This window comes from Microvirga flocculans ATCC BAA-817, assembly GCF_000518665.1.
GTDB classification, from domain to species: domain Bacteria; phylum Pseudomonadota; class Alphaproteobacteria; order Rhizobiales; family Beijerinckiaceae; genus Microvirga; species Microvirga flocculans.
In genome coordinates this window covers 38,161-62,784 of record NZ_JAEA01000016.1, presented here as the reverse complement: position 1 = coordinate 62,784, position 24,624 = coordinate 38,161, and the positions used below count along the sequence as shown (strand labels likewise).

The following is a 24,624-nucleotide window of genomic DNA, read 5'->3' as shown; positions in this document are numbered from 1 at the left end:
CGACGTTCTCGATGCCGTCATAGACATCGCCCGCCGCCTCGGTGCCGCCGCCCGACAGGCTGCCGGCATAACCGCGCCCGTCCGAAAGGCTCACGTTCACCCCGCCCACGGCATCGGCATACGACACCCAGTCGACCCCGTCGCCGCCCCGCAGCACGTCGCCACCAGCGCCGCCGACCAGCGTGTCGGCGCCGTCGAGCCCCTCAAGGGTGTTGGCTTGCGCATTACCGACCAACTTGTCGGCATAGGCCGAGCCGATCAGGCCCTCGATGCTGTCGAAGGTGTCGCCCGCCGCCTCGCCGGTGTTCTGCGACGCGTCGGACAGGTTGGCCGTGACAGCGGAGGTGTACGCCACGAAGTCGGTGCCAGCCCCGCCGATGAGCCAGTCGCCCTCGGCACCACCCTCGAGCACGTCGTCACCGCCGCCGCCGACGATGTAGTCGCGTCCGGCAAGGCCGAACAGGCGGTCGTTGCCCTCGTGGCCGTAGAGGTTGTTGCCGTCGCTGTTGCCGGTGAGTTGATCGTCGAACTGTGAGCCGGCCAGCGCCTCGATATCCATATAGACATCGCCCGCCGCCTCGCCGGTGTTCACAGTCCTGTTCGTCAGATTGGCCACCACGCCCGAGGCCGCATGATAGTAGCTCGCAAAGTCATAGCCAGCGCCACCGTCGAGCAGATCGGCCCCAGCTCGACCCTCTAGGGTGTCGTCGCCGTCCCTGCCAGAGAGTTCGTTAGCGATGTTGTTGCCGACAAGCTCATCGCTGTAAGCCGAACCATTGACACCCTCGATCGACTTGTAGCGGTCGCCCGCCGCCTCGCCCGTGTTCTCGGCTGCGTTCGATAGGTTCGCGACGACACCGGCAGAAGATTGCGCATAGTTGGCGAGGTCGAAACCCTCGCCACCATCAAGGATATCAGCGCCGAGACCGCCGGTCAGGATGTCATAACCGAGCCCGCCCACCAGCAAATCATTGTCAGAGCCGCCCATGAGGATGTCGGCCCTGTCGCCACCAGTGAGAGTATCATCGCCCTCGAAACCCGACATAAATCCATTTCCGACCAAGTGGTCAGCTTTGGCAGTCCCTCGCAGAATTTCCACAAAGTACGCGTTCCCACCGACGGCGAACTGTGCGACTTCGTGGACGGGCTGAGGATTCTCCGGAGTTTCAGGGTCTGAGCCGACCGTAGAGACACCCCAGTCAGTATCCTGCTCTATCTCTCTGGGGTCTCTGGGAGGACCTAAGAGGAGCCCGGCGATGAATAGACCGATTGGAAGGACGACAAAGCTGCCACCGCTGCCCGCGGCGGAAAGGGTGGCGCCTTCAGCCCCGATGCCACTGGTGAGGGCGACGGCGCTGAGTGGACTGAAGGAAGCAATAAAAACCGCAGAATCGATAGCAAGATAACTCACAAGGGTTATTCCTGCTGTCACACCTGCGAACTCGGACCAATCAAAAGGACGGCCGGAAACATTATTCTCCGTTGAAACATTATTCTCCGTTGTTGAACCATTCGTAGGAGTTCCAACAGTTGCAGAGGTACCTGCTTGGTTTTGGGTTCCTGGAGTGACGATTGAGCCTCCATTCCCGATTGGGCAGAAAGATATTGAGCCACCGTACTGGTTCTCGAGCCAAGAACACCAGGCTTCTAAAGTTGCTGCTGCCATGAGTCCCACCTGTTGCGGCCTCGAACGACCTTTCCTGGATTCCGAGCAGATCTTGAGGTGGGGGATAACTCCCTAGACAGATAGGATTCCTAATAATCTTTTCGATCTAGTTAGTTAATCCGATACGATTAGTTATGCTTCCTAATGGAAAATACAACTCTAAGTTAAATCGTACGCATCGACATTCTAGGACGATTAAATATGGCCGTCTCTACTTCACGGACTTGTCGAATATGGTTGCGACCTGACAATAAGTTTCACCCAACGTCTCTTTCAGCACCTGCGCACTCGGTGACCCCGCCACCGTCGCGAGCCGCTTTAGGATTACCGGAGGCACCTTCTCGGCGTCGAACTTGCCCTCAATGGTCAGGCGCTGCCACTGGAAGATGTCGTTGAGGATCCGATGGGCTTCAATGAGTGTCCTAACGTCATCGTTGGAGAGGAGGCCGTGGACCTGAGCCTCTGCGAAAGTGGCCTCGGTAGAGAGACCGATAAGTGAAGAGTACTTGTGTGCATGCGCGAGCACTAAACCTTGCGCGATGAAATCGAGATCGGTGAGGCCGCCGCGGGCGAGCTTCATATCCCAGGGATCGTCGTCGCCCTTCTCCTGCGCGATCAGTTCGCGCATGGCGCGCACTTCCTTGAAGGCGTTCTTGGGATCACGCTTTACCATGAGGATATCCCTCACGGCCTGTTCGACGATGGCGCCGAATTCCCGGTCGCCTGCCAGCACACGGGCGCGGGTGAGCGCCATGTGCTCCCAGAGATCGGCTTCGGTCTTCTGGTAGTTCACGAAGCCCTTGAACTGCGAGGCGACAGGCCCCTTGCCGCCTTGCGGCCGCAGGCGCAGATCGACCTCGTAGAGCAGGCCGCGTCGCGTCGGCACTGTGAGCGCCGAGACGAGACGCTGCGTCAGGCGCGTATAATAGACCACCGCGTCGAGGCTGCGCGGCCCGGTACTCTCACGCAGGTTCTCGTCGAAATCGTAGACGACCACGAGGTCGAGATCGGAACCCGCCGTCAGCTCACGGCTTCCGAGACGCCCGAGGCCGAGGATTGCAATTGTCGCGCCCGGTACGATGCCGTGCTCGGCTTCGAAGGCGCGGCGCACCTGCTCGAAGGATGCCCGGATCACGGCACGCGCGATGGCCGCATAAACCTCTCCCGTCTGCGCGGGCGAGAGAACGCCGGAAAGTAAGCGCGCGCCGGTCACGAACCGCATCTGCCGCGCCGCATCGCGCACCCGATCGAGAAAATCCTCGAAGTCGCGCGACGGACCGATCAATTGGCGCACCTGGTCCTCGATGACGGCTTCGTCGGTCGTGGGGGTGCCGAAGGCGGGATCGATCAGCGCATCGAGCACATGGGGCGATTGCGCGACCGTATCGGCAAGGCGCGGCGCGGTACCGAGCAGATCGGCGAAGAGAAGCCGCAAACGGTCGTGGGATTGCAGGATGGTAAGGAGCTCGACGGCGGCCGGCATCCGCCCGAAAGCCCGGTCGAGGGCGGCAAGAGCGCCATCCGGATCTGCAGTGCCGCCCAACGCCGAAAGAAGCGCAGGCGTCAGCTCGGTCAGCACTTCCCGGGCACGCGCGCTCTGGATCGCGGGACGGCGGCCGAAATGCCAGCCGCGCACGGTTTCCGCCACGCGTTCGGGCTCGCGGAAGCCGAGGCGCTGGAGGGTCGCGAGGGTCTCCGGATCGTCGGAGGTGCCGGTGAAGACGAGGCTGCCCACATCGGTGGCGAGCTCCGGCCCTTCCTCGAAGAGCAGCGCATAATGCCCCTGCACGATCTTCGCCTGATCCGTGAGCGCTTTGGAGAAGGCCTTCAACGTGGGATGGCCGCAGAACCTGGCGAAGCGCTTCAGTTCCTCCTCGTCGGAGGGCAGGCGCTGCGTCTGCTCGTCGGCCACCATCTGCAGGCGGTGCTCGATGGTGCGCAGAAAGCGATAGGCTTGCGAGAGTTCGTCGCGCGCATTGGCCGTGATCCAGCCTTCGTCATGCAGGGTCTTGAGCATGTCGAGGGTGCGGCGTCCGCGCAGGGCCGGACGGCGTCCGCCGAAGACGAGCTGCTGCGTCTGCACGAAGAACTCGATTTCACGGATGCCGCCGCGCCCGAGCTTGATGTCGTGCCCGGCCACCGCGATCTCATCATGCCCGCGCACCGCATGGATCTGCCGCTTCATGGCGTGCACATCGGCGATGGAGGCGAAGTCGAAATACTTGCGCCAGATGAAGGGTCGTAGTTCCGCGAGAAAGCTTTCGCCGAGCGCGAGATCGCCCGCCACGGGCCGCGCCTTGATCAGCGCCGCGCGCTCCCAGTTCTGTCCGACGGTTTCGTAATAGACATAGGCCGAGGCGAGAGACACGGCGGTGGGCGTCGAGCCCGGATCGGGGCGCAGGCGATAATCGACGCGATGCACATAGCCGTCAGCCGTGCGCTCCTGCAGGAGCTTGGCGAGCTGCTGCGCGATGCGGGTATAAGAGGTCGCGGCCTCGGAGGGATCGCGCAGCGCTGTCGTTTCGGGATCGAAGAAAATGACGAGGTCGATGTCGCTCGAATAATTCAGTTCTCCCGCCCCGTGCTTGCCAAGAGCCAGCACAGTGAAGCCCGAGCCCTCACCGGGCGCGTCGGGGTTCCGGAGATGAACGCGGCCGAGATCGGCCATCTCGGTCAGGACCAAGTTCACGCCGCCGGCGACGGAGGCGTCCGCGAAGTCCGAGAGCGCCTGCGTGACCTGCTCCGTGCTCCAGAGGCCTCCGATATCGGCAAGGGCAACGAGCAGCGCATGGGCGTTGCGGTTCTGGCGGAAGGCGCCCACGGCGTCGTCGCGGGTGATCGCACCCGAGCGCAAGGCGCGGAAAAGATTGGCTTGATTGTCGATGATGGTGCGATGCGCCTCTTCCGGCGGCGTGAGGGCCAGCCTCGCCACGCGCGCAGGATCGTTGACGATCAGCTGCCAGAGGAAGGGAGAGTGATCGGCAAGCGCCAGCAGGAGGTCGCGAAAAAATCCGTCGCCCAGATGCTCCTGGAGAGGGGCCGCCTCGGGCTCGTTCCGCACCCGGTCGATGAAATCCTTCAGCTGCGCCTTCGCCCGCCGCTGATCGGCGACGAGAGGGGCTTTCGTCAGGCGGCTGAGGAGGGTGTCGTTCAAATCCGGCACGGCAATCTCTTCGGTTCCTATCGCGCCGAGTGTCCATGCCGGCACGCCGGAGGCAATCGAAAAGTGCCGTTATGCCCTCATCTTTAAGATTTAAGCGGCCGATTGCAGAGGCGGCTGGGGCATTTCCGCGGCCTTGAGAGGGAGGGCCAGAACCACCCGTAATCCGGGCTCGTTATCCTCAAGCCTGAGTATCCCGCCGTGAAGGCGCGCCACGGCGGCGGCGAGGCTGAGCCCAAGGCCGAAGCCGGGGCGCGAGCGCGCCGTCTCGAGGCGGACGAAGCGCTCCAGCACCCTGCCCCGCTCGGCTTCCGGGATGCCGGGACCGCGGTCGGCGACCACAATCCGCACCTCGCCGTCGGAGCGATGCGCCGAAACGGTAACCGTCTTGGCGCTGAAATCCTTGGCGGAGGGATCGGTCGCGGCGCCATATTTGAGGGCATTATCGAGGAGGTTCGCCAAAGCCTGGCCCAGAAGCTCGCGGCTGCCGTGGATGGGCAGGTCGTCCTCGATGGAGAGGTCCAGCGAAACATTCGCCTCCTCGGCCAGCGCCTCGTAGAGCTCGGCCATGTCGCGCACAGCCTCGGCGGCATCGAAATCCGCCAAACCCTCGCGGGCATTGCCGGCCTCGAGCCGGGCGATCATCAGCAATGCGTTGAAGATGCGGATGAGGTTGTCGCTTTCCTCGATGGTTGCCTCGAGCGCCGCCTTCAGTTCATCGGGCGTCCTGGCGGCGCGCAGTGCCTCGTCGGCCTTGTTGCGCATGCGCGTCAGCGGCGTCTTCAGGTCATGGGCGATGTTGTCAGAGACCTCCTGCATGCCGCGCATCAGCTCGCCGATGCGATCGAGCATGTCGTTGAGGTTCTGCGCCAGACGGTCGAGTTCGTCCCCGGTCCCGGCCACCTTCAGCCGCCCGCCGAGATCGCCCGCCATGATATGGCGCGTGATCTCCGTCATGTCGTCGACGCGCTTGAGCACGCGCCGTGCGATGAACCAGCTGCCGAGGCATCCGAGCACGCCGATGAAGAGCAGCGAGTAGCCGAAGGCGCGGTGGATGACGTCGCCCAAGCGGATGCGCTCGCCGATGTCGCGGCCGACGAGAAGGCGAAAGCCCCCCGGCAGAAGATAGACGCGGACGATGGCGACGTCGGGCTTCGTGCCCGTCTCTTCCGTGCGGTTGTAGAGAGTTTCGAACTGGCCCACGCGGCCGATCACATCGGGCGGCAACGCGCCCACATTGCCGACGATCCGCTCGCCGTTCTCGGTCGTGACCAGATAGAGCAAGGCGCCCGGCGCGCGCGAGCGCCGCTCGACGATGTTCACGAGTCGGCGCAGCCCTCCCATGCTGTACTGGTCGGATAGATTGTTGACCTCTGAATCGATCGTGGAGACGAACTGATCGGTGAGGAGCCTCTGCGCGTTCCAGGCCACATAGCCCAGGCCGACGAAGGCGAAGATGGTGAAGACGAGGAGATAGGCGAAGGACAGCTTGAAGGCGGTCGTGCGGAACAGCTTGCCCAGAGCACTCAGGAAGGCGTTCATGGCGGCACGCTCATTCCTCGTCCCCCTCGGCGCCGACGCGCACCATGTATCCGGCTCCGCGAATGGTATGGATGAGGGGTTTGTCGAAGCCCTTGTCGATCTTGGCGCGCAGGCGCGAGACGTGAACGTCGATCACGTTGGTCTGCGGATCGAAATGATAATCCCACACATGTTCCAGCAGCATGGTGCGCGTGACCACCTGGCTGGCGTTCTTCATGAGGTATTCGAGCAGCCGGAACTCGCGCGGCTGCAGCACGATCTCCTGGCCCGAGCGCGTGACGCGATGGGACAGGCGGTCGAGTTCGAGATCGGCGATGCGATAGACCGTCGGCTCTGCATTGGGGGCGGTGCTGCGACGGCGCGCAAGAACCTCGACGCGGGCGAGCAGCTCGGAGAAGGCGTAAGGCTTGGGCAGATAATCGTCGCCCCCGGCGCGCAGCCCCTTGACCCGGTCATCGACCTGGCCGAGCGCAGAGAGGATCAGGACCGGCGTCTCGACTTTCTGTTCGCGCAGGGAGCGGATCAGGGAAAGGCCGTCGAGCTTCGGCAGCATGCGGTCGACCACGAGGACGTCGTAATCCCCAGCCTCCGCCATGGCGTAGCCGTCGAGGCCGTCGGCGGCGTGATCCGCCACATGGCCCGCTTCGCGAAACGCCTTGACGAGGTAGGAGGCCGCCTCTTTGTCGTCCTCGATGATGAGTATCCGCATAAGCCTGAACGCCACGCCTTAAAAAAGCCCGCCGGCGGGCCGGCCCTGGAGGGAGAGACCGGCCCGCCGGGGGCAGAAGACACCAGGAGACAGGGGCAATCAACAGGAAAGCCTGGTGTCTGTGCCGTTGTCCCGAGGATCAGGCGCCCTTCGGCTGGCTCGCGACCTCGAGGGTGACGGTCCGCTCCTTGCCCTCGCGGTAGAGGGTGAGCGAGATGGTCTTGCCCGGGGCGACATTCGCCACCTTGCGGGACAGGTCCTTCGCCTCCTTGATCGGCTCGCCGTCGACGGCGACGATGGTGTCGCCCGTGCGGACACCTGCCTTGGCGGCGGGGCTGTCCTTGACCGTATCGGCCACGAGAGCGCCCCTGGGCTCCTTCAGGCCGATGGCCTCGGCGATCTCCTTGGTCACCGGCTGCATCTGCACGCCGATGAAGCCGCGGGTCACGGAGCCCTTGTCCTTGAGCGAGGCCACGACCTGCTCGACCGTGCTCGCGGGGATCGCAAACGCGATGCCGACGCTGCCGCCGGAGGGAGAGTAGATCGCCGTGTTCACGCCCACGACCTCACCGGAGAGGTTGAACGTCGGGCCGCCGGAATTTCCCTTGTTCACGGGGGCGTCGATCTGGATGAAATCGTCGTAGGGGCCTGCGCCGATGTCGCGGTGCTGGGCCGAGACGATTCCCGCCGTCACCGTTCCGCCGAGCCCGAACGGGTTGCCGACGGCCAGGACCCAGTCGCCGATCCGGGCCTTCTGGGACGCGAGGCGCACATAGGGGAAGTCGTTTCCGCCCTCGACCTTGAGCAGGGCGAGGTCCGTCTTCGGATCGGTGCCGATCACCTTGGCGTTGTATTCCTTGCCGTCATCCATGGTCACCGTGACCTGGGAGGCGTTCTCGACGACATGGTTGTTCGTCACCGCATAGCCGTCGGCCGAGATGAAGAAGCCGGAGCCGAGAGCCTGGCCGAACTGGCGGGGGCGGTTCGGCCGGTCGCCGCGCTCGCCACGGCCGGGAAGCTGGTCGCGGAACTGGCGGAAGAAGCGATCCATCGGACTGCCCGGCGGAAAATCGGGCATCGAGAATTGCTGGCCGTCCTCGTCGTCGCCCTGGGCGGCGACGTTCTGCACCTTGACCTTCACGGCGACCACGGCGGGCTTCACCTTGTCGATCATGTCGGCGAAGGACGGCAGGCCCTGCATCGGCTGCGACATGGAGCGCAGCTCGGCATGGGCGGGATTGGGAGCAACCAGACCGCTCTCGACAGCGCCGCCCGCGATGAGCGCGGCCACGGCCGCTGCGCCGAGCCATTTCATGGTGCGCTTGCGGGTGGAAGTGAAAGCCTTGTCCATCATGTCTTGTCTCCTTGAGGAACCCTCTTGGGCTCGTCATGGGAACAAGATGGGGTTGGACCCCTTACAGCACCCTCACCTCAGGATGAAATGTTGGTAAGGTTTGCTCAGGAGGCGGAGTTGTCCCGGCCGAGCAGGGCCTCCAGCGCCTTCTTCTCTTCTTCGTCGAGAAACGCAGCGGCCGGTTGCGGACGCCGCCTCAGGGCCACATAGGCCCCGATCCCCCCGAGGACGAGCACCAGGGCCGGGGTGAGCCAGAGCAGCAGGGTATGCGTGCCGAAGGCTGGCTTGAGCAGCACGAACTCGCCGTAGCGCTGGACGAGGAAGGTCTCGACCTCGTCGTTCGTGTCGCCGGCAACGAGGCGCTCCCGGACGAGGATCCGCAGATCCTTGGCGAGCTGCGCGTCGGAATCGTCGATGGACTGGTTCTGGCAGACGAGGCAGCGCAGGCCCGCTGAAATCTCACGGGCGCGCTTTTCGAGCGCGGGATCCTTGAGCACCTCATCCGGCTGCACCGCGAGGACGGGGCCGCCGAGCAGAAGGGCTGCGATGAGGGCGAGGACGAAGCGCATGGCCTACTCCGCGGGAACTGCGGCAGGCGGAGCCGCCTTCGTGCGCGCCGGAGCGCCGATGCGCAGCCGCCGGTCGGTCAGCGACAGGGCCCCGCCCGCCGCCATCACGAGCGCGCCGATCCAGATCAGCAGCACCAGGGGCTTGTAGTAGAGCCGCACGCCGATAGAGCCATCAGCCTGCATCTCGCCGAGGCTGGCATAGACCTGTCCGAGGCCCGTGGTCAGGATGCCCGCCTCCGTCGTCGGCATACCGCGGGTCACGTAGAGCCGCTTCATGGTCTCGAGGGTGCCGATCTCACGGCCGGAATCGAACACCGTCAGGACGGCGACATCCTCGCGGTAATTGGCCTCGATGCGCGGGATCACGCGCTCCAGCCGCACCTCGTAATCGCCGGCCTTGAGGCGCTCGCCGGGCTTCAGGGAGCCGAGCCCCTCCACGCCCCAGGCAGTGGCGGCGATGCCGATCACGGAGAGCCCCACGCCCGCATGGGCGATGGCCGTGCCCCAGGTCGAGCGCGGGAGGCCCTTGGCCTTGCGCCACGCAACGGCCAGGGGCGTGCCCTTCGACCAGGAGCGCGTCACGAGCTCGTTCAGGGAGCCGAGAACCAGATAGACGCCGAGGCCAACGCCGAGGGGCGCGGCCACCGGGCCGCCATAGGCGAAGGCGAAGAGGGCAACGGTGACGAGCAGCGAAAGGCCGAACACGGCATAGAGGCGCTGCGCGGTGCCGAGGAAGTTGCCGCGCTTCCAGGCCAGCGTCTGGCCGAGCGGAAGGAGTAGCAGCAACGGCACGATCAGGGGCAGAAACGTGAAATTGAAGAAGGGCGCGCCGACGGAGATCTTTTCGCCGGTCAGCACCTCCAGCGCCAGCGGATAGAGCGTGCCGATGAACACGGTCGCGCAGGCGGTCGCGAGAAACAGGTTGTTGAGGACGAGCGCGCCCTCGCGGGACACCGGCGCGAAAAGACCGCCCTGCCTGAGCATGGGCGCACGCCAGGCGAAGAGCGAAAGCGAACCGCCGATGAAGAGAATGAGGATGCCGAGGATGAAGGTGCCGCGTTCCGGATCCACGGCAAAGGAATGCACTGAGGTCAGCACGCCCGAGCGCACCAGGAAGGTGCCCAGCAGAGACAGCGAGAAGGTCAGGATGGCGAGCAGGATCGTCCAGACTTTCAGCGCATCGCGCTTTTCCATGACCACCGTGGAATGCATGAGCGCCGTGCCCGCGAGCCACGGCATCAGCGAGGCGTTCTCCACCGGGTCCCAGAACCACCAGCCGCCCCAGCCGAGTTCGTAATAGGCCCAGTAGGAGCCCATGGCGATGCCCAGCGTCAGGAACGCCCAGGCGCCCAGCGTCCAGGGACGCACGATCCGCGCCCAGACCGCATCGATGCGCCCGTCGATGAGCGCCGCGCAGGCAAAGGCGAAAGAGATCGAGAAGCCCACATAGCCGATGTAGAGCAGCGGCGGGTGGATCGCGAGGCCGGGATCCTGCAGCAGCGGGTTGAGGTCCTGCCCCTCCAGCGGCGCAGGAACGACGCGCGTGAAGGGATTGGAGGTCGTGAGGATGAAGAGCAGGAAAGCGATGGTGACGGCCGCCTGAACGGCGAGCGTGTTCGCCTGAAGCCGCATGGGGATGCTGTTGCGCGCCAGCGCGACGACCCCGCCGAACAGGGCGAGGATCAGAACCCAGAGCAGCATGGAGCCCTCATGATTACCCCAGACGCCGGAGATCTTGTAGACCAGCGGCTTCGCCGAATGGGAATTCTGGACGACGTTCAGCACCGAGAAATCGGAATTCAGATACGCGGATGTGAGGGCGAGAAACGAAAAAGCGATGCAGGCGAACACCGCGAGCGCGCTCGCGGGCGCGACCGTCATCAGCACCGGGTCGTTGGCGCGCGCGCCCCAGAGCGGCACGACGAACTGAATCAGCGACAACCCCAGGGCAAGCGCGAGTGCGAAATGTCCGGCCTCGACCAACACGAGGGTTCTCCCTTCCTACGGCGTTCGGTTACTGGGTCTTGGGCGCGGCATTGGCCTCGCCCTGCCAGTGCCCCTGTTTCTTCAGCGTATCGGCCACCTCGCGCGGCATGTAGTTCTCGTCGTGCTTGGCGAGAACGGAATCCGCACGGAAAACGGTGGGACTTTCGAGAACGCCCTCGGCCACGACCCCCTGCCCCTCGCGGAACAGGTCGGGCAGCAGGCCCGTATAGTTCACCTTGATCACGGCCTCCGCATCCATCACCTCGAAGGTGATCCGCTGATCGGCGCCGCGCTGGACGGAGCCATCCTTCACGAGCCCGCCGAGACGGATGCGCGTGCCGGGCTGCACGTTCTTCGCCTGGATATCCGCGGGCGAGTTGAAGAAGACGATCGTGTCGTTCATGGCGTAGAGCACGAGGCCGAGGGCAATCGCGAGGACGCATCCTGCGACACCGATCAGGGTCAAGCGGCGTTGTTTTCTCGTCATGGCTGAGCGTCGGTCAGTTTCAGTTCTTGAGTCATCGCGTCGATGGTCTTCAACGCGGTGGCATCCTGCGCCAGAGCCGCCCGGGCGCGCCGAGCGGCGTCGGTGGCTTTATCACGCTGGCCGAGCACCGCATAGGAGCGGATCAGCCGCGCCCATTCCTCGGCCGAGCCTCCCTGGGTCTCCAGGCGGTTGGCGAGACCTGCCACCATGCCCGCGATGGCCTCTGGGCCGATCTGTGGCGCCGTGCCTTCCGCCTGCTCAGGCTGCGTGGCTCCCAGAGCCGCCAGTTCCTGCCTTACGGCGCCCACCCATGGGGCATCGGCCGGAGCCAGGGCCAGAAGTTCCTCATAAGCCGCCTTGGCCTTGTCGATCTGCCCGTCCTGAACGGCCGCACGAGCGAGATAGAAACGGGCCTTGGCCGCGTTCCGGTCGAGCCTGACCGCCTGCTCGAAGGCGGCCTGAGCCTCCGCGGAGATGAGCCCGTCCTTGGCGAGCACCAGGGCCTCGCCGTAATTGGCGAAACGGTCCGCATCGGGCGGCTGGTAGCGGACGGCCGCTTCATAAGCCTTCACGGCATCGTCGATGCGCCCCATGCGGATATAGACCGGAGCGATAACCTCCCAGCCACGCCCGTCCTGCGGGTTCTTGGCGAGATGAGCCTCGATCTGCGCCACGGCCTGCTGAAGCTCCATCCTGTCCGCCTGCCGCTGGACCTGCATGCCCGGGGGCTGGCTCAGGAGATGCGGCGAGCCGTAGATTTCATAAGTAGCGAGCGCCAGGATGGGGATGAGGGACAGGGCCAGGGTCGAAGCGGCGCGGCGGCGGCGCAGGGCCGGTTCACCGACGGCGGCCACGGAATCGTCCTGAAGGCCCCTCGCCCGCAGGAGGCGGCGCCCGGCCTCGGCCTTCGCGGCCTCCGCCTCGCTGGCCAGCAGCACGCCGCGAGCCTGGTCCCGCTCGATCTCGGCGATCTGCTCACGGTAGAACTGCGTATCCGGGTCGGCTTGGCGCTCGATGGCATGGTGGCGGGACAGCGGCCAGAGCACCGCCATCACGGCTGCCGCCGTCATTGCCAGAAGGATAATCCAGATCACCATAAAGTCCTATTTACCCCGTGTCCCCGTGAAGCACGACGGTGGCACGGTGTCACGCGTAAAAGTCCTTAAGGCGAACTCCTATCCCCTGGGAGTTCGAGGATGGATCGCAGGCCGCCCATGGGCGAAGCGTCGAGCCTCAGGGAGCCGCGATACAGGGCCGCAAGGTCGCTGACGATGGAGAGGCCGAGGCCCGAGCCGGGCTTCGTTTCGTCGAGCCGGCGGCCGCGCTTGAGCACCTCGGCCCGCGCCGTTTCAGGCAGGCCGGGACCGTCGTCATTGATGAGCAGCCGGAAACGCGGCCGGTCGTCGTCGCGGAGAACCTCGACCGATACGACCACCTTGCGCGCCGCCCATTTGGCGGCGTTGTCGATGAGGTTGCCCGCCATCTCCTCCAGGTCCTGCCTCTCGCCCCTGAAGCGCAGCCCCGGCGGGATCGCCAGCTCGATCTCCAGATCCTTGTCCCGGTAGATCTTGGCGAAGGTGCGAACGAGCCCGGCGATCACGGGCTCGGCCTCGGTGAGCGTCCCGAGCGTTCCCGCCAGAGCCGCCGCGCGAGCGCGGTCGAGGTAGTAATTCACCTGATCGCGCATGAGGGTTGCCTGCTCGCGGACCTTCGCGGCCACGTCCTCGGGCGCGTTCTCCGCCTCGTTCATGATGACGCTAAGCGGGGTCTTGAGCGCATGGGCGAGGTTGCCGACCTGCGTGCGGGCGCGCTCGAGAATTTCGCGATTCGTATCCAGAAGCAGGTTGAGTTCGCTGGCGAGCGGGGAGATGTCGCGCGGATATTCGCCGACGATGCGCTCCGCCTCCCCGCGCCGGATCGCGCCGAGCGCACTGCGGAGATTGGCCAGCGGCCGCAGGCCGAAGCGGATCTGGAGCAGCGTGGTGAAGCCGAGGCCCATGCCCAGCAGGGCGAAGGTGACGGTGAGCGCGAAGATGAAATCGCGCACCGCCCCTTCGATCTCGTCGGCGGGTCCGGCCACGCGAATGATGTAGCGCCCGTCCTCGCCGAGATCGATATCGCGTTCGACGATGCGCAGGTTGCGGTCGTCCGGCGCCTTGCCGTAGCCGCGCCGGATCTGGCCGAACCGGTCGTCGTCCGCCGCGAGACCGGGCAGCTGCCCGCCGAAAAGGGATTTCGAGGAACGAAGCTCGCCCGGCGCCGCGTTGGGCCGCGCCACCTGCCAGTACCATCCCGACAGGGGCAGCTCGAAGCGCGGATCGCCGATAGGCCCCAGATCGCGGTCGGGATCGCCGGGCCCGACGAGGTTGGAGGCCAGCGTGTTGGCATAGACGAGGAGGCGCTGGTCGAAAGAGCGCTCCGTATTGTCCCGGTAAAGCGTCGAGAGAATGAGCCCCGCGATCAGCAGGATCACGAAGCTCCAGAAGACGGAGGAAACCGCCAGGCGGACCGCGATGGGCCGGCTGGCGAAACGCCTCACGAACGGCGGCAAGCCGGTCACGGCTTGGTCTGGCTCGCGTCGAGGAGGTAGCCCAGCCCGCGGACGGTCTGGATGATGTCGACGCCGAGCTTCTTGCGCAGGCGACCGATGAACACTTCGATGGTGTTCGAATCCCGGTCGAAATCCTGATCGTAGAGGTGCTCGGTCAGCTCACCGCGCGAGACGATGCGCCCCGTGTGATGCATGAGGTAGGATAGGAGCCGGTATTCGTGGGAGGTCAGCTTCACGGGGTTGCCGTCCACCGCCACGCGGCCGGAGCGGGTGTCGAGCTTCACGGGCCCGCAGGTGATCTCGCTCGTGGCGTGGCCGGTCGAGCGGCGCAGGAGGGCGCGCACGCGGGCCAGGAGCTCTTCCATGTGGAAAGGTTTCGTTACGTAATCATCAGCTCCGGCATCGAAGCCTTGGACCTTGTCGCTCCAGCGGTCGCGGGCGGTGAGAATGATCACGGGGGTCTTTCGCCCCTCGCGCCGCCAGGCGGTCAGAACGGAGACGCCGTCCACCTTCGGCAGGCCGAGGTCGAGGATGATGGCGTCATAGGGTTCGGTCTCGCCCAGAAACTGCCCTTCCTCGCCGTCCATGGCGGCATCCACCGCGTAGCCCGCCTGCTCAAGGGCGGTCACGATCTGCTTATTGAGGTTCTTGTCGTCCTCGACAACGAGTAGGCGCACGTTCCGAGCTTTCTCTATTTGACCGATTTCACGCGCCCGGAGGGGCCGTCGATCATCACTTGCACGATGCGACCGTCCTTTTGCAAGGCCATGATCACATAGACGAGGGAATCGCTGTTGCGGCAGAGGCTCGCGCGGACCACGTCGGCCCCCGGCACCTGCCGCCGCGCCGTCATCACGGCGGAGGCCGGCGTGACGATGCCCTTGGCAGCCACGGCTTCCTGCATTTCACGGGGCGGCAGGCAATTCCGCAGGGCCGCCGACGCGCTTTGCGCGGACGCCGCCCCCGCCATTCCCCACAACGCTATGACAAGCCAAACCAGACGCATGAAAAAACCATGCCTTTGCCGCAATGAACGAATTCTGAATTTATCGGATGCCGGTCTTACGAGTGTGAACGGCTTCCCGCTCGCCGTTGCGTGTCACCGGTCGCAGATTGCGGCACGCTTGAGAAAAAAGGCCTTCTCGCGAGTATTGCTGCTTAGGGAAGCCGCCTGCTCGAACTGCGCCTTCGCTTCGGCAAGGCGGCCTGCGCGGAACAGAAAGTCTCCTTTCGCCGCCGGCAGAGAAGCATAGCCGCGCAGAGCGTCCACCCCTTCGAGAGCGGTGATGAGGGCCAGTCCCGCCTGCGGCCCTATGGCCATGCTGTAGGCCACGGCCCGGTTGAGATCGACCACCGGCGACGGCATGACCTCACGGAGCGCATCGTAGAGCGCGGCGATCTTCGCCCAGTCTGTTTCCTCGGGCCTGCGCGCCCTGGCATGGCATGCCGCCAGGGCCGCCTGCAGCGCATAAGCACCCCTGGCGCCGCCCAGGGCTTCTGCGCGCTCCAGGGCGGCAAGGCCCCGGCGGATCAGGAGCCGGTCCCATCGGGCGCGGTTCTGTTCGGTCAGGGGAACAGGGGAGCCATCAGGCGCCGTGCGTGCGGCCAGGCGCGACGCCTGGATTTCCATGAGCGCGAGGAGGCCGAAAACCTCAGGCTCGTCGGGCATCAGCCCGGCGAGAACGCGTCCCATCCGCTGGGCCTCCGAACAGAGGGAAGGCCGGATCAGGTCGTCGCCTGCGGTGGCCGCATAGCCCTCGTTGAAGATCAGGTAGAGGACTTCCAGCACCGAGGCGAGACGCGCTTTCCGCTCTGCCCCGCGCGGCACTTCATAGCTCAGCCCGGCTTTGCCGAGCGCCTTCTTGGCCCGGACAATCCGCTGGGCGATCGTCGCCTCGTTCGACAGGAATGCGCGCGCGATCTCGTCCGTGGCCAATCCTCCGATCAGGCGCAGGGTCAGAGCCGCGCGTGCCTCGGGCGAGAGCATCGGATGGCAAGCGGTGAAGATCAGGCTCAGAAGCTCGTCGCCGATCTCGTCGTCCAGGGCCGCCTCGACGGTCTCGAACCCGCCATCGTATGCGGGATCGAGGTCCCGGCCGATTTCGGCATGCTTGCGCGCCAGCATCCTGTCGCGGCGGATCCCGTCGACTGCCCGGCGCTTGGCCACAGCCATGAGCCAGGCGCCGGGGGTCTGAGGAACCCCGGCCCTCGGCCATTCCGACAAGGCGGCCAGGAGAGCATCCTGCGCCAGTTCTTCGGCCAGGCTCACATCCCGCACGAGACGCACCAGACCCGCGATGAGCCTGGCCAGCTCGATACGGAAGACCGTCTCGATCGCCCGATGGGTTTCCGTCGCCGTCATGGATTCCGCTTAACGGAAAAGCGTTGATTCCAGCAAATCGCGGCGAACATGAACGCCGCCCTGGGGCACCAGGCGGAACCGGAGGTCGCTCTCAGGCCCGATACTCTAGCGGGCAGCCAGCTTCTCGCTCGTCCGGTCATGCAGCTCGGCAACCGCTGGCGTCATGGCATCGGCAAAATCGGCCATTTCGTAGACCGGGCGGATCTCGATCTCGCTCGGTCCCGGCATGGGATTGGGGCAGCGCTTCACCCATTCGATGGCCTCGGCCATGTCCTTGACCTCCCAGATCCAGTAGCCTGCGACCAGCTCGCGGGTCTCGGCAAAGGGCCCATCGATGACGGTTCGGCTCTGACCGTCGAAGGCCACCCGCTTGCCCTTGGAGGAAGGCTTCAGACCCTCGCCGGCCAGCATGATGCCTGCATTGACGAGTTCCTCGTTGTACTTGCCCATGGCCTCGAGCAGCTCGGTCGAAGGCATGATCCCCGCCTCGCTGTCCTTCGTCGCTTTCACCATCACCATTACGCGCATCGTTCTTTCCTCCATTGACGGAGGCCCATCGGCCCCCTGCCCCTACGACGAGCGAGCATCGGTCAAATCGACAGCCCATCGAAAATTTTTCTGCGGCGCCGGCATCCGGCTTTGTCTCGGCCCCTGATGCTAGAGCATCGGGACCGAAAGTGGAGTCCTCAGCTCGGCACGCTGCGCTAGCTCAGGATCTGCTTCGTGGCCAGGATTCTGAAGACGGTCGAGGCGATGAAGCTGCCCGCGGCGACGAGCTGAACGAGCGCTTCCTCGAAGGCGCCCGTGGTCAGGGCGGAGCCGTCTAAGCCGAACAACCCGAGAACGAGGGCGGCGAGGCCGATCAGGTTGGCCCAGACGGTCCGGCTCGCCAGAATGGTCTTGGTATCGAACATCTCAATTCATCCTTGGTGAAGAGGTGGAAGGGAAGCGAGCCGGAGGGCATCCCGCTCGATCGAAAGAACCCGCCTGCGCCAGCCGCGCCCGAAGATGGGCGAGGTCGGCAGGCGGGCGAGAAAGTCGAGGCGGCTGCGGGTCAGTGCCCGGATCGCCGCCGGGGCATCCGCGGCGCTGGCGGCTGCCAGCGTCACCGGGCCGATGATTCCATCGGTTTCGACGGCGAGCTGTGCCTGCAGCATCGACGCCGCCCGCGAGGCTCCCGAATGAACCGCGAGGTCGAAAACGGCGAGATCGAGCCCTGGCGGAAGCTCGTCGGCGCGCACCGCCTCCCAGTAGAGACGCCGGTAGATATCTGCAGCCTCGACCCGGGTCAGATCGCGCACATCCTCGCTGGAGACGGGCCGCCCCCTCGCGCGGGACAAGGTTTCGCGCGTGATGCCGAACTTGGTCGCACCGCCCGGATCGCGTGGATGCTGCACGAAGCCGCCTTCGTGAAGCAGGACGATGGCGACAGCCTGCTCGAACCGTGTCGGAGGGTTACGCGTGGCCATCGCTCATATCTCTGCCTGAAACGCGATATAGGCAGAGGAACCCATATATAGGTTTCCGACGCTGCCGGCGGAGCCGCCGAACGTGGTTCCGGCCTGGAGCCGCAGGATGGCGCAGTTGGGACTCGACGGCACTGCGGTCGTCACCGTCAGAGCGCCCGACAGGGTCGACCATGCTGCCGTGCCGACGTTATAGAACCCGGCCTGATTGCCCGAAGGCGTCGTGGATGCCCAGGCGAAGCCGCTGCTGAGGACCGCCGGATCGGCCCGCATTGCCACCGGGAGGGAAACGACGAAGTCGATGGCGTTCGTGCCGCTGCGCTGTCCGAGAACGCCGAGCTGGGCAGGCGTTCCGCTGCTGACGGGAATCCGCTGGTAGTAGCGGCGGCAGCGAAGTTCATCGACATCGAGCGGCACAGCAGCCCACGGCGTGGCGAAGGCTCCGCATTCCAGCTTGATGAATTTGAAGGAACACGCTTCGGACGATTGCAGGCGCACGACGAGGTTGCCGGTCTCCGATCCGCCCAGGGTCACGGTCGCCGAGCAGCGGCCGGTCCCGGCGGGAATGGTTGCGGCCTGCGAGCCGATCCATACCGACAGCGGGACAGAGGGGCTCTCCACCGACAGCGTCAGCGTCATTCCTGCGAAACTGGCTGCGCCGATCTCCATTGCCTGCGCGACCTCGATGACCTGCTCGAGCGTGCCGGTCAGGGATATCGTTCCATCGGCCGCACGGCTGACGATGCAGCCGCCGGGTCCTGCCTTCCAGCGATCGAACCCATACATGCCAGCGAACAAGGCCCCGCCGGGATATTTGCGCTGGTTCACGAGAAAGGCAGCATTGATGAGGAGATTGGGTCGAGGCACGCCGGAAAGACCAGCGGGGAACGAGGCGATACCCGTGTTGCGGTCGATGCGCATCGCATCCCGCCACGTACTGCCGTCGTCCGAGACCCTGATGCCGAAATCGTCGTTGCCGATCAGGCCCGTTTCCGCGCGTCCGCTGAAGCCGCGCTGGTAGAGCTGCGACAGCACATTCGCTTCCTGGCTCTTGTTGAGCACGAAACGCAAGTCACCGCTTCCGCCCTCCTCGAACGGGAGAGCGGCGAAGAGCGCCGCGTTGAGCTTGGCCGAGAGCCGGTTCAGCCCATCGGCCGTCGTGCCGAGACCCAGCCGCTGCAGATTCTGGATCTGCTCGGGAACGGACCCTGATTTCTTCCATCCGGTTCCGTCGAAGACGACGAATAGATCCTCGGCCTCCACATAGGCCAGCCAGCCGGGGCGCGGGGTGAAGAAGCGCCATGTGCCGAGATCGAACAGGGCGATCTTGCCCTCCTGCCCGGCGAATGCGCCGGTTGCAGCGGCACCGACGAGGAAGCGCGCCCCTTCCTCGGGCGAAGCCGGCGGTGAGATGCGCCCGCGCTCCTTCACCGCAAGCTGAACGAGCGCATCGAGTGCGGCGAGCGCTTCGTTATGGGTGACGTGCTTTTGCGCCTGCGCCGCGGCAAGCAGCGGCAGGTCGAGATGAGAGGTCGATGACATGCGATGATGGCCCTGGGAAGGAAGGAAACGAAACCGCGCCGCCGTTCAGCGCACGGCAACCGTGACGCGCCGCTCGAAGCCGCGCCCGGCCACGGCGCTCATCTGAACGATGCGCAGCGTCAGCGCGGATTGAGGCGCGCCGAAATCGGCGATTTCCTGCGCACTGCCGTAGAGAATGCTGGGAACGGTGCTCGTGAGCGTTCTGAGAACCGCGCTGCCGTTCAAGAGATCGATCTCGTAGCGTTCCGCGTCCTCAGCGAGAGGAATGTCGAGCGCCTCCCAGCCATCGCCGCCGCGGCGGGCGCGGCGCAGCCACTCGATGCGGATTCCGTCGGGCATCCGTTGCGCCCTGACATGCACGGCGCTGAACGGCTTGAGGCTTTCCCGGCCCACCGTCGCCGCGATCTCCGTCACGGACGCGTCCGCATGGTCGCGGCCCGAAGGGCCGATCCTGTAGCGCCAAGTCTGGCCGAGGTCCTGCAGGCTCGCGGTGAGCGGCACGACGGCCTCGTCGAGCTTGACGATCAGAGCTCCCGCCGCCAACGTGCGGCCTGCCTCGGGCTCCGAGCCCGCAAGCCCGCGCAGGAAGCGCGAGAGGCGATAGGCTCGCTCGCCGGTCATCTCCGCCCGCGCGGCCGCGACAATCTCCCACCGGCCGTCGGCGCCCTGGATCGCGAACAGGTTCCTGCCCGCGAAAACGGCTTCGTCGTCGAGGGAGCGGAGCGCGCCGGAGGAAATCTCCACGTCGAGAACGGAGCGCTGGTCCCATCGCCAGAGAGGGCCGGGCATGAGCGCCGTGCGCGTCCGCCCGATGATTGCGGGCAGATCGAGGATGCGATGGGGCGCGAAGCTTGCGCCATTGCCCGAGCGCCACACGGTCACGGCGCCGGGCCAGGGATCGGCCGCCACGGCGATGTATTGCAGGGGTGTGGGATCCTCGAGCGCCGCCGGCAGATCGAGCACGATGACCTGCGGCTTTCCGGGCACCGGCGGCGGACGCCTGACCGGCCTTCGGATCGCGGAGCCCGGCCGCTCGAACACGGCGGGCTCCACCGCCCGCGTGGAGATTCTGCGGGTCGGGCCGTCGGCGATGCGCGTGATGCGATGAAGCTTCGGCCCCGCATCGGTGGGAACGGAAATCACGTCGCCCGGCTCCAGCTCGATACGCCGCGGCGACAGCTCGAACTCGGCGGCCTCCCGCCCGGCCCACAGGTCCTGCAGCCACGTGTCCGCCAGGCGCTGCGCCTCGGCGCGGCGGATGACGACGGCGCTGTCAGCCCGCGCCTCGCGACGGCTCGAACCGGACAGACGCCGCGAGGCCACCCCGGCCCGGCGATAATCCGTATCGCCCTCGGTGAAGCCGATCTCCACCTGCTGCGGCAATTCGGTTTCCTGGGCACGGGTGAGCTTGAGCGAAGGCTCCTCCTCGGCCAGCACCAGCTCGTCCCTGGTAAGATGCAGCACCGTGCGCCCGCCCCGGCCCTGCCACGCGATCTTGCCGCTGCGCGCCACCGCATCGACGCCGAAGAGGCGCATGAGCGGTTCGAGCGCCCCGCGCAGGGACATGGGCCGGTCGATCACATAGCCGTCCACGAAACCGTCGACGGCGATCGGCCCGGGATCGGCGAGACCGAAATCCCGCAGGATGCGCGCGATGAGACGGTCGAGGGGTGCGCCTTCGATGCGCCCGGTGATCCAATGGCCCGTCTCCCAATTGGCGCCGTCGGTCCATACGGTTTCGAAATCGGGGAAAGCCGGAAAGGGCCTGGCATCCCAGGCCCAGACATAGACGTTGTCCGGGTCCACCATGCGCCCGCCGTAAGATTGCGAGACCGGATTGCCCTCGGACGAGAAACCTCTCTGCGCGGGATCGAAGCGCGAGAGAACGGCCTCCAAAGTGCGCGCCTGGATGAGATCGTCGCGCATGCCCCGGGAGAAAGGCGGATAGGCGGATTCCGACGATTTCGGGTCGGGAAACACATTGGGACCGTTCGGTCCCTTGTCGACGGCGGGAACGCCGATTTCGGTAAGCCAGATCGGCTTCGATTGCGGCTGCCATGCGGTCGCGCCGGTCTCGACGCCACCCACGCGCTCCACATGCCTGTTCGACCACCAGGAGACGAGATCCTTCTGCCGGAAGATCCAAGGCTTGTCGTAGGCGCCGTCCGCGATCGGCCTGCGCGTCTGCGCGGCGCGATCAGAGGCGTCGGCGTAGTACCAGTCGAACGCCTCGCCGCTTCCGAGCCGGGCGCGCAGGTAATCGACATCGTAGATGCTGCGGGCCGCGGAAAGGTCCGCATGGTCGGGGCCGTCGCGCCAATCGGAGATCGGAGGATAATAGTCGATGCCGACCGTATCGATCGCATCGCTCGCAAACAGCGGATCGAGCGGAAAGCGGACCTCGCTTCCGCCGTTCAGAACATGGGCTCCGTATTCCGTCCAATCGGCGGCATAGACGATCTTCGTGGACGCGCGCAGAATGGCACGGACCTCTTCGGCGAGGGCTTCGAGCCGCAAGACGGCCGGATAGACACCCGGTGCGGAGCGCACCCGCGTGAGACCGACGAGTTCGCTGCCGAGGATGAACCCGTCGACTCCGCCGGCCCGCTCCGCCAGCGACGCATAATGCAGCACCATCCGGTCGAAGCCCGAAGGCTGCGTGAACCAGCGCTCCACTTGCGTTGCGGCAGCGGAGGTCCCATCGGGCGTGCCGGCCTCTCCCGGCGCCGGATGGCAGGTGATGCGCCCGCGCCAGGGATAGGCGGGCTGGCCCGTGCCGCCATAGGGGTTCGGCAGGCCGTTGCCTTTGGGCACATCCATCATCACGAACGGATAGAGCACCACCTCCAGCCCGCGATCCTTGAGGTTGCGGATCAGGCGGATGACGGATTCGTCCGAGGGCGTTCCGCCATAGGCGGGGTTGCCGTCGACGAGGGAAACGGCCTTCGCCTCCTCCCGCGTCAGGCCCGCCACGGACCAGGCTGCGCCGTCCGTGTTCTTCATTGTCACGTCGACGCGCGGCTCGATGAGGCAGGAGCCGGCGCGCAGGTCGTCGCCGAACCAGCTCACCACGAGAGAGACGCGCCTGAGGTTGGGGCAAAGCGCCTCCAGCGCGTCGAGGGATGCCGAGACATCGGCGGAGCGCTGCATCTGATGCCGGTTCTCCGGCCGGGCCTTGCCGAGATCGAGCATCTGCATCACGGGCAGCGTGTCGTAGCCGAACTCGCTTGCGCCGGGAATGAGGCAGACGGCGCGGATCATGCGGTTGAGCCCGTCGACCGGCCGCACGACCTCGAAGGAGAATTGCGGCACGCGGTTGCCGAAATCCGCAAGCGGCAGCCGCTCGAACACCACATAGGCCAGGCCGCGATAGGCGGGCGCGTGCTGAGCGCCTTCCTTGGCGACGATCAGCGGATCGGCGTCCTGCGTCTCGCTGCCCTTGTGCACGCGCATGGTGATCGTGCTGAGGTCGATTTCACGGCCGTCGGCCCAGACGCGGCGGATATAGGCGATCCGTCCCTCGCAGAGACCGACGGCGAGATTGGCGAAATAGGAATAGGTGGTGGAGACGGTCTTCGGCCCGCTCATGCCCTTGCCGCCCTGGCTGGAGCGGTCGACATTCGTGTTCAAGAGCTCCTCCAGGCGCGTGGCCCAGATGAGCTGCCCTCCGATCCTGGCGCGTCCGTAGACCCGCGGGATCGGCGCGCCCTCCGTGGAGGTGAGCCCGTCGATGTCCTTGAGCCGCGGGCCTTCGACATGCTTCGTGTCGCCGCCGCCGAAGAGCGCGTTGTCGATGGCAGCCCCGGCAAGGCCGCCGAGCGCGCGGCCGGCCATGGCGCCGATGGGGCCTCCGATCATGCCGCCGACGACGGAGCCGACTGTTTGAAGAACGAGTGTAGCCATCAGGTTCGATCCGGAAAGCGAAAGGCATGGGCCAGGTGGCGCCGCCACCAGGGATGAAACGCGACCTCCGCGACCGACGCGCCGTCATGGGCGTGGATCATGGTCTCGCGCGAGGCGGCGATGGCGCAGTGCTTGGCGGGCATGCCGTCGCGCCAGCGAAAGAGCAGGACGTCGCCCGCATCGGCATCGCGGCGCTCGATCTCGGTGAGGTGGCGCCGCGCGGCGGCCACGAGCGTGTCCGCTCCGGCTTCCGCCCAGTCGGGCGAGTAAGGCGGCGGCAGCTCGGGCTCCGCGCCCATCACGCCGCGCCAGACGCCGCGCAGGAGCCCGAGGCAATCGCAGCCGACACCCTTGAGCGAGGCCTGATGCCGGTAGGGCGTGCCGATCCAGGAGCGCGCTTCGGCGACGACGCGGGCGTGCAGGGGCGACATCATGTGAAGAAGCTCCCGCCATCCAGCCCCGCCTCGCCCTGCTGCGGCATGCGGATGATGAAGTCGTTGCCGGGCATGTGCGGGAACCCGCGGAAGTTCACGGCATTGCCGAACTTGGCCCGGCAGGTGGCGTGCGTCTTGTCGCAGCCCGCCGTGATGCGGAACCTGTCGCCCGCCTTGATGGCCTGCGGCGCGCGCTGCCAGAGGTCGAACTCGTCCGCTCCGCCGACCGCGCGATGCGTCTTGATCTCGACGGAGATCCCCGCATTGTCGCCGCTCGTCCAGGTGAGCCTGCCGGCGGTGCACCACCCATCCGCGAAGCCTATTCCGGACGCGGCGATGGTCAGGGACCCGTCGGTGCGCGTCACGGTGCCCATGTCGGAATAGGACGGAGAGGCAAGATCGACGCCGCAGGCCTCGTCGCCGAGATCCGCCGAGCAGGTGGCGCGGAAGAGGCGGCCGCGTTCCTCGTCGAAGCGGTGCATGAGCCCTCTCACCTCCGCGACGAAGCTGCCGTCGGCGCGGCGGATCTCGCCGATGGAGCCGATATCGAGGAGCACGCGCTCCGCCGGATTGCTCCAGTTGACGAGCCAGGTTTCCACGCTCGCATCGTCGTAGAGGCCCGAGGCGATATCGTCCTCGGACAACCCTGCGGAGACGAGCGCGCCTGCGACCTCGCCGCCGCCGACCGCGAAGCCGAGTTCGGCGCTGGCCTCGGCCGCCTCCAAGCCGGAACGGGCCGCAAAGGTTGTTCCGCCGAAGGCGAGATCGCGGTCGTGATCGGTGAACCCGAAGATGACGCCATCGCGCCGGATGAGCTTCCAGCAATGGCAAAGAGTCGTCACCCCGTCCGCCAGATGGGCGGCGAGGTTTTGGGGAATGGTGCGCATGGAAAA

General features: G+C 65.9%; 20 protein-coding genes. All 20 read right to left on the bottom strand.

Annotated elements, in window-relative coordinates; all coding sequences use genetic code 11:
• A partial coding sequence (locus L879_RS23890; protein ID WP_161634676.1) for a calcium-binding protein occupies window positions 1–1,045 on the bottom strand: 1,045 nt, incomplete at its 3' end.
• An 832-nt stretch (window positions 1,046–1,877) separates the two neighbouring features.
• A complete protein-coding gene (locus L879_RS0116620) occupies window positions 1,878–4,829 on the bottom strand; it encodes a bifunctional [glutamine synthetase] adenylyltransferase/[glutamine synthetase]-adenylyl-L-tyrosine phosphorylase (RefSeq protein ID WP_027317103.1) in 2,952 nt (983 codons plus the stop codon).
• 90 nt (window positions 4,830–4,919) lie between these two features.
• Window positions 4,920–6,368, bottom strand: coding sequence for a HAMP domain-containing sensor histidine kinase (locus L879_RS22020; protein WP_035459929.1), 1,449 nt, complete (start codon window positions 6,366–6,368; stop codon window positions 4,920–4,922).
• Between the two features lie 10 nt (window positions 6,369–6,378).
• Window positions 6,379–7,077: a winged helix-turn-helix domain-containing protein gene (locus L879_RS0116610; RefSeq protein ID WP_027317102.1), complete on the bottom strand. Its 699-nt coding sequence runs from the start codon at window positions 7,075–7,077 to the stop codon at window positions 6,379–6,381.
• A 139-nt stretch (window positions 7,078–7,216) separates the two neighbouring features.
• Window positions 7,217–8,431: a S1C family serine protease gene (locus L879_RS0116605; protein ID WP_027317101.1), complete on the bottom strand. Its 1,215-nt coding sequence runs from the start codon at window positions 8,429–8,431 to the stop codon at window positions 7,217–7,219.
• A gap of 104 nt (window positions 8,432–8,535) precedes the next feature.
• Window positions 8,536–9,000 (bottom strand): cytochrome c-type biogenesis protein, encoded by a 465-nt coding sequence (locus tag L879_RS0116600; RefSeq protein WP_027317100.1) that lies wholly within the window; start codon window positions 8,998–9,000, stop codon window positions 8,536–8,538.
• 3 nt (window positions 9,001–9,003) lie between these two features.
• Window positions 9,004–10,986 (bottom strand): heme lyase CcmF/NrfE family subunit, encoded by a 1,983-nt coding sequence (locus tag L879_RS0116595; protein ID WP_027317099.1) that lies wholly within the window; start codon window positions 10,984–10,986, stop codon window positions 9,004–9,006.
• A gap of 28 nt (window positions 10,987–11,014) precedes the next feature.
• A complete protein-coding gene (gene ccmE, locus L879_RS0116590) occupies window positions 11,015–11,473 on the bottom strand; it encodes a cytochrome c maturation protein CcmE (RefSeq protein ID WP_027317098.1) in 459 nt (152 codons plus the stop codon).
• Window positions 11,470–12,570 carry a c-type cytochrome biogenesis protein CcmI gene (gene ccmI / locus L879_RS0116585; protein ID WP_027317097.1) on the bottom strand — a complete coding sequence of 367 codons (1,101 nt, stop codon included), beginning with the start codon at window positions 12,568–12,570 and terminating at the stop codon, window positions 11,470–11,472. Before ccmI ends, ccmE begins: the two co-directional genes overlap by 4 nt.
• A 65-nt stretch (window positions 12,571–12,635) precedes the next feature.
• Window positions 12,636–14,033 (bottom strand): sensor histidine kinase, encoded by a 1,398-nt coding sequence (locus L879_RS0116580; RefSeq protein WP_027317096.1) that lies wholly within the window; start codon window positions 14,031–14,033, stop codon window positions 12,636–12,638.
• Window positions 14,030–14,701 carry a response regulator transcription factor gene (locus L879_RS0116575; protein ID WP_027317095.1) on the bottom strand — a complete coding sequence of 224 codons (672 nt, stop codon included), beginning with the start codon at window positions 14,699–14,701 and terminating at the stop codon, window positions 14,030–14,032. The genes L879_RS0116580 and L879_RS0116575 overlap by 4 nt, the downstream gene beginning before the upstream one ends.
• Before the next feature lie 14 nt (window positions 14,702–14,715).
• Window positions 14,716–15,030: a PepSY domain-containing protein gene (locus L879_RS22015; RefSeq protein WP_154664239.1), complete on the bottom strand. Its 315-nt coding sequence runs from the start codon at window positions 15,028–15,030 to the stop codon at window positions 14,716–14,718.
• A 93-nt stretch (window positions 15,031–15,123) separates the two neighbouring features.
• Window positions 15,124–16,386 carry an RNA polymerase sigma factor gene (locus L879_RS0116565; RefSeq protein ID WP_027317094.1) on the bottom strand — a complete coding sequence of 421 codons (1,263 nt, stop codon included), beginning with the start codon at window positions 16,384–16,386 and terminating at the stop codon, window positions 15,124–15,126.
• A 105-nt stretch (window positions 16,387–16,491) separates the two neighbouring features.
• Window positions 16,492–16,914, bottom strand: coding sequence for a YciI family protein (locus L879_RS0116560; RefSeq protein WP_027317093.1), 423 nt, complete (start codon window positions 16,912–16,914; stop codon window positions 16,492–16,494).
• Between the two features lie 176 nt (window positions 16,915–17,090).
• A complete protein-coding gene (locus L879_RS0116555) occupies window positions 17,091–17,300 on the bottom strand; it encodes a hypothetical protein (protein ID WP_027317092.1) in 210 nt (69 codons plus the stop codon).
• 6 nt (window positions 17,301–17,306) lie between these two features.
• A complete protein-coding gene (locus L879_RS22010) occupies window positions 17,307–17,855 on the bottom strand; it encodes a glycoside hydrolase family 108 protein (protein WP_051435378.1) in 549 nt (182 codons plus the stop codon).
• Between the two features lie 3 nt (window positions 17,856–17,858).
• On the bottom strand, window positions 17,859–19,394 hold the full coding sequence (locus L879_RS22930) for a DUF2793 domain-containing protein (protein ID WP_051435377.1): 1,536 nt from the start codon (window positions 19,392–19,394) through the stop codon (window positions 17,859–17,861).
• Between the two features lie 45 nt (window positions 19,395–19,439).
• Window positions 19,440–23,297, bottom strand: a complete 3,858-nt coding sequence (locus L879_RS0116540; RefSeq protein WP_027317091.1) for a baseplate multidomain protein megatron — start codon at window positions 23,295–23,297, stop codon at window positions 19,440–19,442.
• Window positions 23,297–23,731, bottom strand: a complete 435-nt coding sequence (locus L879_RS0116535) for an NlpC/P60 family protein (RefSeq protein ID WP_027317090.1) — start codon at window positions 23,729–23,731, stop codon at window positions 23,297–23,299. The genes L879_RS0116540 and L879_RS0116535 overlap by 1 nt, the downstream gene beginning before the upstream one ends.
• Window positions 23,728–24,618 (bottom strand): phage/gene transfer agent baseplate hub protein, encoded by an 891-nt coding sequence (locus tag L879_RS0116530; RefSeq protein WP_027317089.1) that lies wholly within the window; start codon window positions 24,616–24,618, stop codon window positions 23,728–23,730. The genes L879_RS0116535 and L879_RS0116530 overlap by 4 nt, the downstream gene beginning before the upstream one ends.
• Between the last annotated feature and the right edge of the window lie 6 nt (window positions 24,619–24,624).

What these genes read in the sequence shown, in the direction of transcription:
- ccmE (WP_027317098.1), bottom strand. Translation starts at nt 11,473, where the DNA reads ATGACGAGAAAACAACGCCGCTTGACCCTGATCGGTGTCGCAGGATGC.
- L879_RS0116610 (WP_027317102.1), bottom strand. Translation starts at nt 7,077, where the DNA reads ATGCGGATACTCATCATCGAGGACGACAAAGAGGCGGCCTCCTACCTC.
- L879_RS22015 (WP_154664239.1), bottom strand. Translation starts at nt 15,030, where the DNA reads ATGCGTCTGGTTTGGCTTGTCATAGCGTTGTGGGGAATGGCGGGGGCG.
- L879_RS0116555 (WP_027317092.1), bottom strand. Translation starts at nt 17,300, where the DNA reads ATGTTCGATACCAAGACCATTCTGGCGAGCCGGACCGTCTGGGCCAAC.
- L879_RS22010 (WP_051435378.1), bottom strand. Translation starts at nt 17,855, where the DNA reads ATGGCCACGCGTAACCCTCCGACACGGTTCGAGCAGGCTGTCGCCATC.
- L879_RS0116600 (WP_027317100.1), bottom strand. Translation starts at nt 9,000, where the DNA reads ATGCGCTTCGTCCTCGCCCTCATCGCAGCCCTTCTGCTCGGCGGCCCC.
- L879_RS0116565 (WP_027317094.1), bottom strand. Translation starts at nt 16,386, where the DNA reads ATGACGGCGACGGAAACCCATCGGGCGATCGAGACGGTCTTCCGTATC.
- L879_RS0116530 (WP_027317089.1), bottom strand. Translation starts at nt 24,618, where the DNA reads ATGCGCACCATTCCCCAAAACCTCGCCGCCCATCTGGCGGACGGGGTG.
- L879_RS0116605 (WP_027317101.1), bottom strand. Translation starts at nt 8,431, where the DNA reads ATGATGGACAAGGCTTTCACTTCCACCCGCAAGCGCACCATGAAATGG.
- L879_RS0116535 (WP_027317090.1), bottom strand. Translation starts at nt 23,731, where the DNA reads ATGATGTCGCCCCTGCACGCCCGCGTCGTCGCCGAAGCGCGCTCCTGG.
- L879_RS0116560 (WP_027317093.1), bottom strand. Translation starts at nt 16,914, where the DNA reads ATGCGCGTAATGGTGATGGTGAAAGCGACGAAGGACAGCGAGGCGGGG.
- L879_RS0116540 (WP_027317091.1), bottom strand. Translation starts at nt 23,297, where the DNA reads ATGGCTACACTCGTTCTTCAAACAGTCGGCTCCGTCGTCGGCGGCATG.
- L879_RS22020 (WP_035459929.1), bottom strand. Translation starts at nt 6,368, where the DNA reads ATGAACGCCTTCCTGAGTGCTCTGGGCAAGCTGTTCCGCACGACCGCC.
- L879_RS22930 (WP_051435377.1), bottom strand. Translation starts at nt 19,394, where the DNA reads ATGTCATCGACCTCTCATCTCGACCTGCCGCTGCTTGCCGCGGCGCAG.
- ccmI (WP_027317097.1), bottom strand. Translation starts at nt 12,570, where the DNA reads ATGGTGATCTGGATTATCCTTCTGGCAATGACGGCGGCAGCCGTGATG.